The sequence below is a fragment of the Streptomyces sp. NPDC002788 genome (genome assembly GCF_053592115.1).
On the sequence record NZ_JBSFVB010000012.1, the window covers coordinates 224,106 to 239,592 of the forward strand.

The 15,487-nt window shown below is 69.8% G+C and carries 4 protein-coding genes and 2 pseudogenes; 4 read left to right on the forward strand and 2 right to left on the reverse strand.

All coding sequences use genetic code 11. The features are described 5' to 3' along the window. Positions 1-500 precede the first annotated feature (500 nt). Positions 501-1,793: an IS256 family transposase gene (locus ACWD1U_RS23380; protein WP_451110157.1), complete on the forward strand. Its 1,293-nt coding sequence runs from the start codon at positions 501-503 to the stop codon at positions 1,791-1,793. A gap of 43 nt (positions 1,794-1,836) precedes the next feature. Here ACWD1U_RS23380 and ACWD1U_RS23385 read toward each other — a convergent pair. Then, a pseudogene (locus tag ACWD1U_RS23385) lies at positions 1,837-2,706 on the reverse strand (IS5 family transposase). A gap of 6,284 nt (positions 2,707-8,990) precedes the next feature. Here ACWD1U_RS23385 and ACWD1U_RS23390 point away from each other — a divergent pair. Then, positions 8,991-9,743, forward strand: coding sequence for a hypothetical protein (locus ACWD1U_RS23390; protein ID WP_451110159.1), 753 nt, complete (start codon positions 8,991-8,993; stop codon positions 9,741-9,743). A 1,625-nt stretch (positions 9,744-11,368) separates the two neighbouring features. Next, positions 11,369-11,935 carry a hypothetical protein gene (locus tag ACWD1U_RS23395; protein WP_451110160.1) on the forward strand — a complete coding sequence of 189 codons (567 nt, stop codon included), beginning with the start codon at positions 11,369-11,371 and terminating at the stop codon, positions 11,933-11,935. Positions 11,936-14,239: 2,304 nt separating this feature from the next. On the opposite strand, the pseudogene ACWD1U_RS23400 reads toward ACWD1U_RS23395, so the two are convergent. Continuing rightward, positions 14,240-14,410 (reverse strand): annotated as a pseudogene (locus ACWD1U_RS23400) (pirin family protein); the annotation flags it as partial. 238 nt (positions 14,411-14,648) lie between these two features. Here ACWD1U_RS23400 and ACWD1U_RS23405 point away from each other — a divergent pair. Next, positions 14,649-15,421 (forward strand): IS5 family transposase gene (locus tag ACWD1U_RS23405; protein WP_451110162.1). Its coding sequence is split into 2 segments (ribosomal slippage): positions 14,649-14,970 and positions 14,970-15,421, totalling 774 coding nucleotides; the frame shifts between segments, so codons are not numbered across the junction. The last annotated feature ends 66 nt before the right edge of the window (positions 15,422-15,487 follow it).

A 15,487-nucleotide genomic window follows, 5' to 3' on the forward strand; every position in this document is an offset into this window, starting at 1 on the left:
AGGCGTCCTCAAAAGGTCGCGGCAAAACGACTTGACCACAACTCCCCCCTCATCCTGCTGCACCTCTATGAAGACCAGAGAGGGGAAATTCCTCAAGCACCGCCACACCAACGTGTATCCGCCGTAGAGTACATACCGCTGCACGCCTCCCTGGGAGGTGCGCGGAACCTCATTGACTCTTCAGGCGACGACAACGCCGAGACGAACGCACGACCCTCTCGAGGGATGTGGCGCAACCTCGGCCCAGTCTGCGCTCTGGAGATGCAATGTCCCGGTTCCTGCACAAGTTCGTCCTGCGCCGTGAGGCACTTCTCGGTACCTCACGCGTAGTGGTCAGCGCGGTGATCCGTGCTCTGATCAACGAACTCGTCAGCTGGCTCTTCTGAGCCAACGGTGACGGACCCCAGGGGTCCGTCACCCCCTATGCGTCTAGGCGGTTTCGTTTGGATCAGGGGACTGTAAGACGTTCGGTGTAACTCCCGATCATGGAAGATGCATCGATGACCAGTGAGAACGTGACCGATCCCAAGTCTGTCGAGTCGGCAGAGGCGGTGTCGGCGAAGGCCGTGGACGACCAGTTGATCGACGAGCTGGTGCACCGGGCCCAGGCCGAGGGCCTGCAGCTGACAGGCGAGGGCGGGCTGCTGCAGCAACTGACCAAGCGGCTGCTGGAGTCCGCCCTGGAGGGCGAGATCACCGACCACCTCGGCTATGACAAGCACGATGCGGCCGGCAAGAACGGCGGCAACTCCCGCAACGGCAAACGCTCCAAGACCGTGCTGACCGACGTGGGCCCGGTGGAGATAACCGTGCCCCGCGACCGCGACGGCTCCTTCGAACCGAAGATCGTCAAGAAGCGGCAGAAGCGCCTGACCGGCGTCGACGAGATGGTCATCTCACTCGCCGCGAAGGGCCTGACCACCGGCGAGGTTCAGGCCCACCTGGCCGAGGTCTATGGAGCCGAGGTCTCCCGCCAGACCATCTCCACCATCACCGACAAGGTGCTCGAGGGCATGGCCGAATGGCAGGGCCGCCCGCTCGACGCCGTCTATCCGGTGGTCTTCATCGACGCCATCCACGTGAAGATCCGCGACGGTGCGGTCGCCAACCGGCCCATCTATGTCGCCCTGGCCGTCACCGCCGAGGGCCGACGGGAGGTCCTGGGGTTGTGGGCCGGCGACGGCGGCGAGGGCGCCAAGCACTGGCTGCACATCCTCACGGAGATCAAGAACCGCGGCGTCAGCGACGTGCTCATGCTGGTCTGCGACGGGCTCAAGGGCCTGCCCGAGGCGGTGGAGACCGTCTGGCCCCGGACGATCGTGCAGACCTGTGTCGTGCATCTGCTGCGGAACTCCTTCCGCTATGCCGCCCGCCAGGACTGGGACAAGATCGCCAAGCTTCTCAAGCCCGTCTACACCGCTCCCACCGAAGAGGCCGCCCTGGACCGGTTCGCCGAGTTCGCCGATGCCTGGGGCCGAAAGTATCCGGCGATCGTGAAACTGTGGGAGAACGCCTGGGAGGAGTTCACCCCATTCCTGCGGTTCGACACCGAGATCCGCCGCATCGTCTGCACGACGAACGCGATCGAGTCGGTGAATGCCCGTATCCGCCGGGCGGTCAAGGCCCGCGGACACTTCCCCAACGAGCAGGCCGCCCTGAAATGCGTCTACATGGCGATCATGTCCCTCGACCCCACCGGCAAGGGACAGGCCCGCTGGACCATGCGCTGGAAGACCGCACTCAACGCCTTCGACATCACCTTCGACGGCCGCCTCTCCGCAGCCCGTCAGTAACTCCAACAACCCCAGTTACACCGCTCGTTTGACAGACCCTGGATCAGCGGGCGGACCAGAGGAAGATGCCCGCGATGTGAAGTCCGGCGAGGGAGATGGTCGCGGTCTTCTCGTAGCGGGTGGGCGATGCCGCGCCACTGCTTCAGGCGGTTGGTGCACCGCTCGACGGTGTTGCGCTGCTTGTATGCCTCACGGTCGAAGGCCGGCGGTCTGCCGCCCGCCTGTCCGCGCTGCCGCCGGTTGGCCTGCTGGTCGGCGCGTTCCGGAATCACCGCGCGGATGTCACGTCTGCGCAGGTGGTCGCGGATCGCGCGGGAGTACGCCTTGTCGCCCAGGACCAGGTCCGGCCTGGTGCGGGGCCGTCCAAAGGGGCGGGGAACGGGCAGGCGGGACATGACGTCCGTGAAAGCGGGTGCGTCGCCGGCCTGGCCGGCGGTGAGGACGAACGCCAGTGGTCGGCACCGGCCGTCGGCCGCGAGGTGGATCTTCGTGGTCAGTCCGCCGCGGGACCGGCCGATGGCGTGATCGTCCGGCTCGCCGGCCGGGGCCCCTTTTTGCGGGCTCCGGCCGCGCGCTGGTGTGCGCGCACGATGGTCGAGTCGACCGAGACGGCCCAGTCGAGGTCTTCGTCGGCGTCTGCCTGAGCGACCAGCGCGGTGAACACCCGCTCCCAGGTGCCGTCGACGGCCCACATTCGCAGCCGGTTGTAGACGCCCCGCCAGTTGCCGTACTTCTCCGGCAGGTGCACCCACTGAGTACCGGTCTGGAACTTGAAGGCGATCGCGTCGATCACCTCACGATGATCCCGCCAGCGGCCACCCCGCTTCGGCGTCCGGTCCGGGAGTAACGGCTCGATCCGCGCCCACTGCGCATCAGTCAACGGCACACCCGGACCAACGACCGTCTGATCCAAACGAAATGGCCTAGTGTGCAAACGCTCCTGCTAGCCGAACACATCCTGCGCAACCGGGTTACGCCGCAAGACGAGACGCCCGGCTACAAGCAGCCGATGCCGACTCCGCGCGAGCGGAGGTGACCCCGCCCTCGCTGCTGCGCTGGACGGCACGCGTCGCCTCGACCGTGTCGACGTATGAGGGCCTGGGCGTGCAGCAGGGCCCCAACAGCACGCTCGTGTCCTCCTTCAACACGCTGGCCAGGGGGCCCGCCCCGCCAATACTTGCCCTCCCCGCCGACACAGGGGTGCTCCGTCTGGCAAGCCTGGAAGCATCAACCCCGGCCCCCGCATCCGGCCGACCACCACTTCAACCGCCTCTTGCATCGGATGCGGCCGCTCCTCCCGAGGAAACAACGCCCGAAACCCCGCCTCTCGTGGCGGCCGCCACGCCAACCGCTAAATCTTGTGCAGCTCATCCCGGCGCGCCTGCCGACCCTCTCAGCCTCCCACGGACAACAACTGGCCCTCCGGCCATAGCCCAAGACGGCGCAGCCCACCGATAAAGTCACAACCAGCGAGCCCGCATCGCACGCACCTTGACACCACAACATGAAAAGCGCGCCGCCCTGCTCCCTCCCAGCCGCCGTAGAAGCGCTCCGGTCAGACGAGAGCTATGGATCTGGTTCGTTGGGCCCTTCCCACTGACGCGGTGCTCCGTCATCGAGCCAGTGGATGACGTAGACGCCGTCGTCTTCCCTGCCTACGTGGGGGGTGCTCCGACGCTAGAGATGTCCATGGGCGCCATGGAGCTGTCCTCTCCGCCGACGCGGGGGTGATCCGACGATCCCGTCGTGCAGGTACGTGCTCATGAGGTCCTCCCCGTCGACACGGGGGTGCTCCGTGGTCCGCCATGGTCGTTCGCTCCGTCTGCCAGTCCTCCCCCCGCCGACGCGGGGGTGCTCCGCCGGCCGCGCCATCCTGGTCGATTGTGGCGACGTCCTCCCCGCCGACGTGGGGCCCTCCGCGGACCGCCCGCCGACATAAGGAGCGGCTCGCGTTCTCCCCGCCGACGCGGGGGTGCTCCGTTCCGCCCGGCCGACGTTCCCCAGGGAGAGGGGTCCTCCCCGCCGACGCGGGGTGCTCCCCGACCACCGACCGCGAAGCGGCTCGGCCTGGCGGCCCCCTTGTCCCCGTCGACGCGGAGGTGTTCCGTCGGTCAGCAGCTTCCTGTGGAGTGAGTTCTGGTCCTCCCTGCCGACGCGGGGGTGTTCCGGTCACCGACCCCAAGGGCCTGGACCAGGTCCAGGCCTCCCCCCCCCGTCGCGGGGGCGTTCCGGCGACGGCGGAGGCGGCGAGGTCTCAGGTCGCGTCCTCCCTGCCGAAGCGGGGATGATCCGCTCGCCCCGAACAAGTCCGACACGGACGACGAGTCATGCCGCCGACGCGAGGGTGATCCGGTGCTCGGTAAGGCCGTGGGCCTGGTGGGCCGGTCCTCCCCGCCGGTGCGGGGGTGCTCCGTAGTCGCGGTCCGGCATGGCCGCGGTCAGCGGGTCTTCCCCACCGCCGCGGGGGTATTCCGGCCAGGGTGATTCAGGCACACGTGCTGCACGCGTCCTCCCCGCCGATGCGGGCGTGCTCCGCGACCGCCAAGCGGCTCGTCCTGGCGGCCCGCGTTCTCCACGCCGACGCGGGGGTGCTCCGTTCGGCCACGGCTTCCAGTAGCCCGTGAAGGGGTCCTCCTCCCCACCGACGCGGGGTGCTCCGGTGGACCTCGCCCTTCTGGACCTGGCGCCCCACTCCTCCCCGCCAACGCGGGGGTACTCCGTACGAGGGGGTGGCCTGCGCCTTGTTCGCCTCATCCTCCCCGTCGACTCGGGGGTGCTCCGCCCCTACCCCGGCCGAGCCCGTGGAGGCGTCTGTCCTCCCCGCCGACACGGGCTTATTCCGCAGCTCAAAGGCATTCGCGCCGTGGCCGAGGCGTTCTCCCTGCCGACGCGGGGGTGTTCCGAGGCACTCGTTGGCGAGGGTCTGGCCCGAAACGTCCTCCCCGCCGACGCGGGGGTGTTCCGACGGGCATGGAGTGGCTGGAGCGGTACAACGCGTCCTCCCCGCCGACGCGGGGGGTGTTCCAAGCCCCGGCGAGTGGCCGCTGCACCGGCAGCAGTCCTCCCCGCCGACGCGGGGGTGTTCCGCCCCGCCGGCCTTCCGCTGGCGGGGCTTCTTCGTCCTCCCCGCCGACGCGGGGGATGTTCCGGCCCCGCTGCAGGGGCGGGGCCTTGGTGTCTGGTCCTCCCCACCGACGCGGGGGTGTTCCGCTTGGCCTGCGCGGCGAGACACCGGACGACCTGTCCTCCCCGCCGACGCGGAGGTGTTTCGACGTCCGCGCAGATCCAGTGCGCCTCGGGCACGTCCTCCCCGCCGACGCGGGAGTGTTCCGCTGTCCAGTGTGTAGAGGTGGAGCTCCTCGGCGTCCTCCCCGCCGACGTGGGGGCGTTCCGGTTTGCCCACGCCACCAGTCGCCAGCCTTGTCATCCTCCCCGCCGACGCGGGGGTGTTCCGATCTACTGGTGGGTGACCACCGCTGGGGCAACGTCCTCCCCGCCGAAGCGGGGGTGTTCCGGGGCGGCCCGACAGCATGGCGCGGCACGTCCAGTCCGACGCGGGGGTGTTCCGGTGGCAGTGATGACGAGCGGCGCGAAAGTGACGTCCTCCTCTCCCCCCGCCGACGCGCGGGTGCTCCGCCCGTCGGCAGGCCCAGGCCGACCTGCGGCGCGTCCTCCCCGCCGACGCGGGGGTGCTCCGAAGTACGGCTTCACCGTTGTCGCGTGACCTCCGTCCTCCCGGCCAACGCGGGGGTGCTTCGGTTCCCGGGCGCTGGCTCGTCGATCTGTCTGGGTCCTCCCCCCGACGCGGGGGTGTTCCGATCGAGCAGGGTGACACGCAGCCCTCGCCGCAGTCCTCCCCGCTGACGCGGGGGTGTTCCGGTGTCCACCGGCTGGGGGCCTACCCGCTCGGCGTCCTCCCCGCCGACGCGGGGGTGATCCGCCGTCAGAGGTCACTTTGGACAACTTCCTTCGGTCCTCCCCGCCGACGCGGGGGTCTTCCGGTCGGCGCGGCCAACGGCGTGGCTGGCCTGGGGGCATGCCCGCCGACGCGGGGGTGTTCCGATCTCCTCATGCCGGATCTCGTCCGCCTCGGGGTCCTCCCCGCCGACGCGGGGGTGTTCCGGTCAGGCGCTTGATGTTGGGGATCTGGTCGGGGTCCTCCCCGCCGACGCGGGGGTGCTCCGCGCCAGGGCGTGGCGTACCGGGCGGCGTAGGAGTCCTCTCCGCCGACGCGGAGGTGTTCCGAACCGCAGCGCCCGGTCCACACCGTCGTCCTTGTCCTCCCCGCCGACGCGGAGGTGTTCCGAACCGCAGCGCCCGGTCCACACCGTCGTCCTTGTCCTCCCCGGCGACGCGGGGGTGTTCCGCTCTACGACGACCTCGAGCGGCACTTCGAGTCGTCCTCCCCGCCGACGCGAGGGTGTTCCGACGACCAGCCCGACGCAGCACGCGGTCATCATGTCCTCCCCGCCGACGCGGGGGTGTTCCGGTGCGCAGGAACGCGGACCCGATCGCGCAGACGTCCTCCCCGCCGACGCGGGGGTGTTCCGAACGGCTGGAACTATCGCACCGGCCCTTCCACGTTCTCCCCGCCGACGCGGGGGTATTCCGAACGCCGGCCCCGCGCTGAAGGCGGGCCTCGAGTCCTACGCCGATGCGGGACGTTCCGTAGCCGGTCCAGGAGCGGGCGTCGCGGACGGTGACCTCCCCGCCGACGCCGGGGGTGTTCCGTAGACGGCGCGCGGGGTGCCGGTGCGGATGAGGTCCTCCCCGCCGACGTGGGGGTCTGCCGGCCCCGGTCATCGACTCGGGGCGTGGGGTCCTACCCGCCGACGCGGGGTGTTCCGAACGCGGCGCCGAGGGCCACGAGCGCCAGGACGTCCTCCTTGCCGACGCGAGGGTGTTCCCAAGGCCGCGAATCGCCTCTGTCTTGTGACAGTGTCCTCCCGGCTGACGCGGGGGTGATCCGTTCCAGGACCACTTTTTCAACGGTGACACGGCGTCCTCCCCGTCGACGCGGGATTGTTCCGGTGCTGCCGTTCGACGCCTTCGAGCTGGTGCGGTCTTCCCCGCCGACGCGGGGGTGTTCCGTACGGTTGTTGGGGGCAGCGCCGTACATAGAGGTCCCCCCGCCGACGGGGGGTGTTCCGCTTGAGCCGGCCCGTGACCGGCGGACGGTCCTGTCCTCCCCGCCGACGCGGGGGTGTTCCGATCGGCGCCCTGAACGCGGTGGTGCTCGCCGGGTCCTCCCCGCCCGCGCGGGGGTGTTCCGTGGCCGGGCCCGAAGTCGCGATGCGACCTGCGCGTCCTCCCCGCCGACGCGGGGTGTTCCGTCATCACGGGCGCCACCATGCGGACATCGAGCGTCCTCCCCGCAGACGCGGGGGTGTTCCGCGGGCATCCTGCACCGGGCGCGTAGGGGCGTCATTCTCCCCGCCGTCGTGGGGGTGTTCCGACGATCGCCTCGCTACTGGCGTTTGTGATCGCCGTCCTCCCCGCCGCCGGGGGGTCCGGCAGACCGGTGCGCGCCGTCGTCGCGGGGGTGTTCCGTTCCTGGTCATGAGGCGGAACGAGCTGGGCGCGTCCTCCCCGCCGACACGGGGGCGTTCCGAAGTCGGTGACGCTGAATCGGAATGGGCGCTGTCCTCCCCGCCCACGCGGGGGTGCTCCGCACTGCACCCGGCTGCGCCGTCGGCCGCTCTCGTCCTCCCCGCCGATGCGGGGGTGCTCCAATGGTCGGCTGGGGCAAGCCCTACGCGAAGATGTCCTCCCGCCGACTCGGGGGTGTTCCGGACTGGACGCGGTTGTAGGTCGCGCCGCCGGAGTCCTCCCCGCCTATGCGGGGGTGTTCCGCCGTCCCACTGGCGTGTGAAGGTCACCATCCCGTCCTCCCCGCCGACGCGGGGGTGTTCCGTTGTCGCCGTCGAGGACGACGAACCAGAAGGCGTCCTCCCTGCCGACGCGGGGGTGATCCGGTCGAGGGCATTCTGCCCTTCCGTGCCTACGGGTCCTCCTCGCCGACACGGGGTGCTCCGTCAGGCTGTGGCGGCGTAGGTTCGTTCATGGTGTTCACCCGCCGACGCGGGGCTGTTCCGTTCACGGTGCACAAGACCACGAAGGGCGCGACGTCCTCCCCGCCGACGCGGGGGTGTTCCGTGCCAGCACCCGACGCACCGGTACGGGCTGGGGCCCTCCCCGCCATCACGGGGGTGTTCCGGTCATTCGGCCCGAACAGCTCATCGTGGCGCAGTCCTCCCCGCCGACGCGGGGGTGTTCCGTAGTCCTCGCCCTGTCCGTGTCGCTTCACCTCGTCTTCCCCGCCGACGCGGGGGTGATCCGGCGGCGGCCTGGTGGAGTTCGCGGGTTCCATCGGCCTCCCCGCCGAAGCGGGGGTGTTCCGTGGATGTTGTCGACGCGGCAGGCGACCGCACTGTCCTTCCCGCCGCGCGGGGTGTTCCGGGCTCCAGGTCGCCGCCGCCCTCCCCGCCGATGCGGGGGTGTTCCGTTGCGTCCGGTGGCGTCGGGGTCGAGCACCCAGTCCTCCCCGATGCGGGGTGTTCCGCGGTCCTACTACGCCGGGTCCTCGCTGATCTGGTCCTCCCCGCCGATGCGGGGGTGCTCCGTGGGAGGACGCGGGAGTGTTCCGATGGAGCTGCAGCCGGAGTCGGCGCACAGGCGTACTCCCCGCCGACGCGGGAGTGCTCCGCCGCGGACGGTGTTGACGCGGCCGACCTCGACGTCCTCCCCGCCGACGCGGGGGTGGTCCGATCCCCTGCCCGGACCCGGTGGAGGTGCGCTGGTCCTCCCCGCCGAAGTGGGGGTGTTCCGACGTTGACGTTGTGGTTGCTGCGGCCGGGTGGGTCCTCCCCGCCGTCGCGGGGATGTTCCGGCCATCGAGACCGCCGGCGCCGTGGCGACGGCGTCCTCCCCGCTGACGTGGGCGTGCTCCGATCGGATGCGGAAAGCTGAACATCTGCGGGTCGTCCTCCCCGCTGATGTGGGGGTATCCCGTCGACGTCGAAGCCACAGCCACGGCCGGCCTCGCCCTCCCCGTCGACGCGGGGTGTTCTGGCCCGGCTCTTGGGGCGTGACGGGAGTGGACGTCCTCCCCGCCGCCACTCGGTGCTGGAGCACACGCTATGCCCGAGCGCGTGGGACGTTGCCCCGCTGTCCGGGTGGTGTGGCAGGGTGCTCGACATGTCGAGCACCCTGCCAGAGCTCTCCGAGGAAGACCTGGCCCGCCTGCGTGAAGCCATCAGCCGGGCGGCGAACCCGCACATCCCCCGTCTTCAGGAAGCCATGGCCCGTATACAGGCCGATCAGCAAGCGCAACTGCGCCTGGCGGCTGCCCCCGTGACACGCATGCAGGAGCAGATACAGCGGCTCATGCGGGAGGTCATGGCGCCAGCCGAGGAGGCGCGGCGGGAAATGGTCCGTCAGGCGATGGCCCAGTGGAGCCACGGCTGGCGTCGTGCCTGGGAGGCGCATCTTCAGCAGAACCTCGCCACAGCGCGGCTCGCCGCCCAGGCAGCTGTTCTGGACACAAGCCCGCTGAGTCGGGTGCTTCGGGACATGGAGGCGTGGCGGCGGCTAACCGAGCAGCAGCGGGCCGAAGCCGTCGCCGCGGTCGAGGAAGCCTACGAGGGCACGTCGGCCGACGAGGTCCCCGCCGGGATGGTTCAGGAGCTTGAGGACGCGGTCCGTGACTATGCGGCGTCCGAAGCTGTGTACCTGCCGATCGAGGTCCGCCGTGAGTCCTTCGCCCTGTTCATCGCCACCATCGTGCTGAGTACGCTGATGACGCTGGCGTTTACCAGTGACACCGCGGATGGTGTGCTGACCAAGGCCGTGGAGCTCAGTGTCCTGGCCGGGGTGTCGATGGTCGCGGCCGGGAAGGCGTGGGACCGCTACAGCGGTATTGAGCAGGCCGACGGGGACGAGGGGAGCTAGGCGCCACACATAACAGACCTCCGCGGCTACCCCGGGCAATACCAGGCTATGAGGGGAACCGCCGTCGCGCACATGCAAGGGCCCGCAGCCGCACTCCGCTGGGCGTCTGGCTCGCCACCGACGCTTCTTCGCGCGCTGGCGCCGCAGTCGTCCCCGCCAGCGCGGGGGTGCTCCGGAGTCCGACAGGATCGCCTCGACCGCGGCGATGCCCTCCTCGCCGACGCGGGGGTGTTCCGTCCTCGAACCAGGCGGAGCCCATCCTCACGTTGGGGGTGTTCCGCTGGGCGAGCACATCGTCCGCCTGGAGCGGGAGTCCTCCCTGCCGACGCGGGAGTGCTCCGTTCGCGGTTGATCTGACGACCGGAGACACGACGTCCTCCCCACCGATGTGGGGGTGTTCCGTCGGGTTTGCTCTGGCCCCGCCGCAGCGTGATGTCCTCCCCGCCGACGTGGGGTGTTCCGCAGTACGCGGACAACCTACGGGCCGGCATCGCGTCCTCCCCGCCGACGCGGGGGTGCCCCGTTGATGATGTCCGTCTCGGAGGTCACCGCGCCGTCCTCCCCGCCGACGCGGGGATGTTCCGTTCCCCATCAATCACCGCCTGAAGGCCGCCGCGTCCTCCCCGCTGACGCGGGGTTGCTCCGATAGGCGCCAGGATGTAGGCGACCTGCCACGGGTCCTCTCCGCGGACGCGGGGTTCCGGCTCTTGGTGGTGTTCTGCCTGGCTACACGCCGTCCTCCCCACCGACGTGGGGGTGTTCCGTCGGGTTTGCTGCACCCCGTCCGAGCGTGGAAGTCCTCCCCGCCGACGCGGGGGCGTTCCGGAGGAGGGCGTCCGGCCGATGGAGTGGTACCGGTCCTCCCCGCCGACGCGGGGGTGATCCGAAGCCCGGGTTGGGGCCGATCGACGTGGCGCGGTCCTTCCCGCCGACGCGGGGGTGTTCCGTAGCACCCCTCGACCAGGATGTTTCGGCTCGGGTCCTCCCCGCCGACGCGGAGGTGTTCCGACGTTCAGCTCCAGGTCGAAGCCCTGGAACGTGTCCTCCCCGCCGACGCGGGGGTGTTCCGGCCCATCAGCAGATGCGCGAGGAGATCCGGCGGTCCTCCCCGCCGACGCGGGGGTGGTTCGATGCGCCGGATGCCCGAGGCCAGCTTGCGTTCACCCTTCCCGCCGACGCGGGGGTGTTCCGTAGCTGTGCGGCATGCGGTACTCCCGGCACAGGTCCTCCCCGCCGACGCGGGGGTACTCCGATGGAGTCGACGTCGCTGGCGTACTTGTTTTGATCCTCCCCGCCTAGGCGGGGGTGTTCCGTTGATGTTGTCGACGCGGCAGGCGACCGCACCGTCCTCCCCGCCGATGCGGGGGGGGGATCCGTGGGCGAAACGCATCCGGTGGGACCAGGTGGGGTCCTCCCCGCCGACGCGGGGTTGATCCGGTACGGGCGGACCTCGTCGGGTATGGGTTGCGGTCCTCCCGGCCGACGCGGGGGTGTTCCGGAGGATCAGGGCAGCATCGACCTCGAGGCTGCGGCGGGGCTGGGCTGGACTTGCCGGGAACGCAAGGGGCACTCCTATGAGCGGGGGCTATCCTCGGTCGACGGACGCAGCAGGGAGAATGTCTGCCATGACAGAGGGATGGGGGGCGGTTGCTGCTGCCCTGATTGCGGGCGTCGTCGCAGTCGCAGGTAGCTTCATCGGTATCTACGTCGGGCGACGCCAAGTCCAGGACGAAGCACACATTGAGCATGAGCAGTGGCTTCGAGACCAACGGCAAGAGGCGTATGCCGCGTTCCTGGCTAGGTGGGATGCGGCCTACACCGGCATGAAGCAGGAAGCTGCACGCCTCAATGAGCAATGGGAGGCGATGGAAGAGCACGGGCTGGACATCAGTGTTGACGAGGACGACTTGGAGCGTGCTCAAGAGACCGCAGAACATCTCATGCAGCCGATAAGAGCAGTTCAGGAACGCGTACTGCTTCTTGGCCCGGACGTCGTCGACCATGCTGTCGAACGTATGGCGCGGGCGTTGGAAACGCTTCGAGCTGCCTTTGTTGACCACCTCGCCCCGATCGTCCGTCCGCGGCCAGCAGTGCGCTGGAACAGAGCCGTACAGGCCATGGAAGAGGCTCGGGCGGAGATGACTACCGTGATGAGGGCAGAGGTGCGGTCGGCTCCCACTGTCGGCCGCTGAACGGGTCCTCCTCGCCGACGCGGGGGTGTTTCGCCGTCTAGGCCGTACCAGACGGCGTACAGGTCGTCCTCCCCGCCGACGCGGGGGTGTTTCGGAGCAAGTATGCGTCTGACCCCCGCAGAAGACGTCCTCCCCGCCGACGCGGGGGTGTCCCGGACGGCACCATCTACCTCGTCGGGTACGGTCGGTCCTCCCAGCCGACGCGGGGGTGATCCGAAATTCGTCCAGTCCGAGATGGACCGCCTCGGGTCCTCCTCGCCGACGCGGGGGTGTTCCGAGGATCAAGGACAGCGCCACGGACTTGCCGGTGTCCTCCCCGCCGGCGCGGGGGTAGTCCGCAGCTCGGACTCTGCCGACGCCTCGGCATCCGTTCCTCCTCGCCGACGCGGGGGAGTTCCGCCCGCGCCGGCGTCCCACGTCTGGGCAATGCTGTCCTCCCCGCCGTTCAGCGGCTCACTGTGGGCCGACAGGCCAAGGGTGCGTCCTCCCCGCCGAGGCGGGGGTGCTCCGCCCTTGGCCTGCTCCTCGGTGGATACGCGAAGGTCCTCCCCGCCGACGCGGGGGCGCTCCGCCGGACGCCCGCGTGCCGTCGTCCTTGCGCAGGTCCTCCCCGCCGACGCGGGGGTGTTCCGAAGGTGTGGCGGCTCAACGTCGTCGAGACGACGTCCTCCCTGCCGACGCGGGGGTGTTCCGACGCTCGGCGTGCCACTGTGGCGCGGCTCGAAAGGGGTATTCCGATGTCGTCCCGGTTCGGTCCCGACGCTGCATAGTCCTCCCCGCCGACGCGGGGGTGTTCCGGCCAAGGGCATGGAGTCGGAGCGTGTCCGGATGTCCTTCCCGCCGAGGCGGGAGTGTTCCGTAGAAGTCGTATCAGGCGACCTTATGGGGGCGGGGCCTCCCTGCCGACGCGGGGGTGTTCCGATGCCGGAGAAGATGCCGCCGATGTCGCCCAGGTCCTCCCCGCCAACGCGAGGGTGTTCCGCGCGCGACGCCCAGATGTCCCTGACGGACGCCGTCCTCCCCGCTGACGCGGGGGTGTTCCGATGTCGTTGACCTGGTCCCACAGGTCGGTGTCGTCCTCCCCCGCCGACGCGGGGGTGTTCCGCAGCCCGCCACCCGCCCGAACGCCTGACCCGAGTTCTCCCCGCCGACGCGGGGGTGTTCCTGGGACGCCGTACTGCTTGACGTGCGAGCGGGCGTCCTCCCCTCCCCGGCGGGGGTGTTCCGTCGTTGCCGAAATAGTTGCGCCACTTCATGTCGTCCTCCCCGCCGACGCGGGGGTGCTCAGGCCACGCGCACCGTGGTGGCCGTCGCCGTCGTCTCCTCCCCGCCGACGCGGGAGTGTTCCGACGTGGGCGCGCACCGCGTTGCGGCCGTCCCAGTCCCCCCCGCCGACGCGGGGGTGTTCCGGCGTCCGGGCGCAGCCACATCAGCGCGGTCCGGTCCTCCCCGCTGACGCGGGGGTGTTCCGGGCTGGCACGTGCACGAGCTGCCGATGCCGGGATCCTCCCCGCCGATGCGGGGGTGTTCCGCGCGACGGCCTGACCGCCGACACCATCCGGACGTCCTCCCCGCCGACGCGGGGGTGTTCCGCCCAGCGAGTCAGCGATGCGCTTGAACGCCTGGTACACCATCTTCGTCGGAACATCCCCGCGTCGGCGGGGAGGACTCGCGCATCGAGTTCTACACCGGCCTGGCCGTCGCAGCACCCCCGCGTCGGCGGGAGGACAGCGCGGTGGTGCCCACTGCGCCGAGGGCGATCGGAACACCCTCGCGTCTGCGGGGAGGATCTGAAGGAGGCGACCCTCGGTCGCCGGTACGGCGGAACGCCCCCGCGTCGGCGTGGAGGACGAGGCACACCACCCCGCACGTGCCGCCAACCCCCAGCTCAGTCGGCTGCGCCGTGACACCGCAGGTAGGTGACCAGTTGGCGGTGACACCGGAAGCATGTGGAATCTCCACAAGGCGGCAGCGTGAGCGGCGGTGCCGTTCCGCAACGCCTGACTCAACCGCCAGCCAGGTCAGCATTGGTCCGGTCACCACCGAACCTGCAAACGCCTACGCCAGCGCTGAAGCCGGGAAGAGGGCCTCTCATCACCCTGACGAGGCGTCAGCAAAGTCAGCATCAGGTCAGCAAGGGTCCTGCCACAGCCGCCCAAAGACAGCCACACCGTGGAATCGCCAACCGCACCGACCTGAGCCAGCCGGCTGTACGGATTCCTTCTGGCAGGCGGGCAGAAGCCAGTACGAATTACCCGGCAGCCCGCCAATTAGCAGCCACCGACGCTCACGTGTTTCCGCAGGTCAGCACACCCTTCCCCGCGGTTTCAGCGGCACCGGCGGCAGTTCCGGTGCGGGCAGGGGGGCACCGTCGTACCCCTTCACCTCCCCGAACCGGGAGCCTTCCATCCAGTCCTGACGGGCCTGTACGATCTCCTCTTGAGATCGCCCGATCCAGTTCCAGAACAAGTGGAGCAGGCCTACATCGGCGAGCTGTCCATCAAAACGAGCTGCTTGTCGACCCTCCAGCTTGGTTTGGTCCGGCACCTGCTGCGGCCGACTGCCCATGTCTGGGGCCGTTCCTTGACCGGTGCATCGGCTACTCGCGAGGATCGGCGCTAACAACGGCTAACACAATGAGGTGGATCGACCCTGACGGCCGTTGCCGACATGGGAGTTGAGCGTTCGGCCTGGTGTGGAGAGTTCGCCGTGGATGGTGTCGGATGAGCTGTGGGACCGCCTGAAACCGCTGCTGCCGCAGCGCGAGCGGCGCTTCAGGTACCCGGGCCGCAAGCCGCTGCCGGACCGGGATGTGCTGTGCGGGATCCTCTACGTACTGCACACCGGGATCCAGTGGGAGTACCTGCCGAAGCAACTCGGTTTCGGCTCGGGCATGACGTGCTGGCGACGGCTGCGGGACTGGAACGAGGCCGGCATGTGGCAACGGCTTCACGAGGTACTGCTCGCCGAGCTGAACGCGGCGGCGAAGCTCGACTGGTCCCGCTGCGTGGTCGACTCCTCGCACGTCAGGGCGTTAAAAGGGGGACCCACACGGGCCCCTCGCCGGTCGACCGGGGCCGAGCCGGCTCGAAACATCACCTGATCACCGACGGACACGGCACCCCGCTCGCGGTCCTGCTGACGGGCGGCAACCGCAACGACGTCACCCAGCTGCTGCCGTTGCTTGACGCGATCCCGCCCGTCCGTGGCCGGGCCGGCCGTCCCCGTCGAAAGCCGGATTCACTCTTCGCCGACCGCGGCTACGACCACGACCTTTACCGCAACCAGGTCCGCGACCGAGGCATCGTGCCAGTCATCGCCCGCCGCGGCACCCGGCACGGCACAGGACTGGGCACCTACCGGTGGGTGATCGAGCGGAACTTCGCCTGGCTCCACGGCTTCCGACGCCTACGCATCCGCTGGGAACGGCGGGCCGACATCCACGAAGCGTTCCTCAAGCTCGCCTGCTGTCTCATCACCCATTGACAGCTCGGCTCATTGTGTTAGCCGTTGTAAGAGACCCCGGCACGAGGACGGTCGTACGCCGGCCAA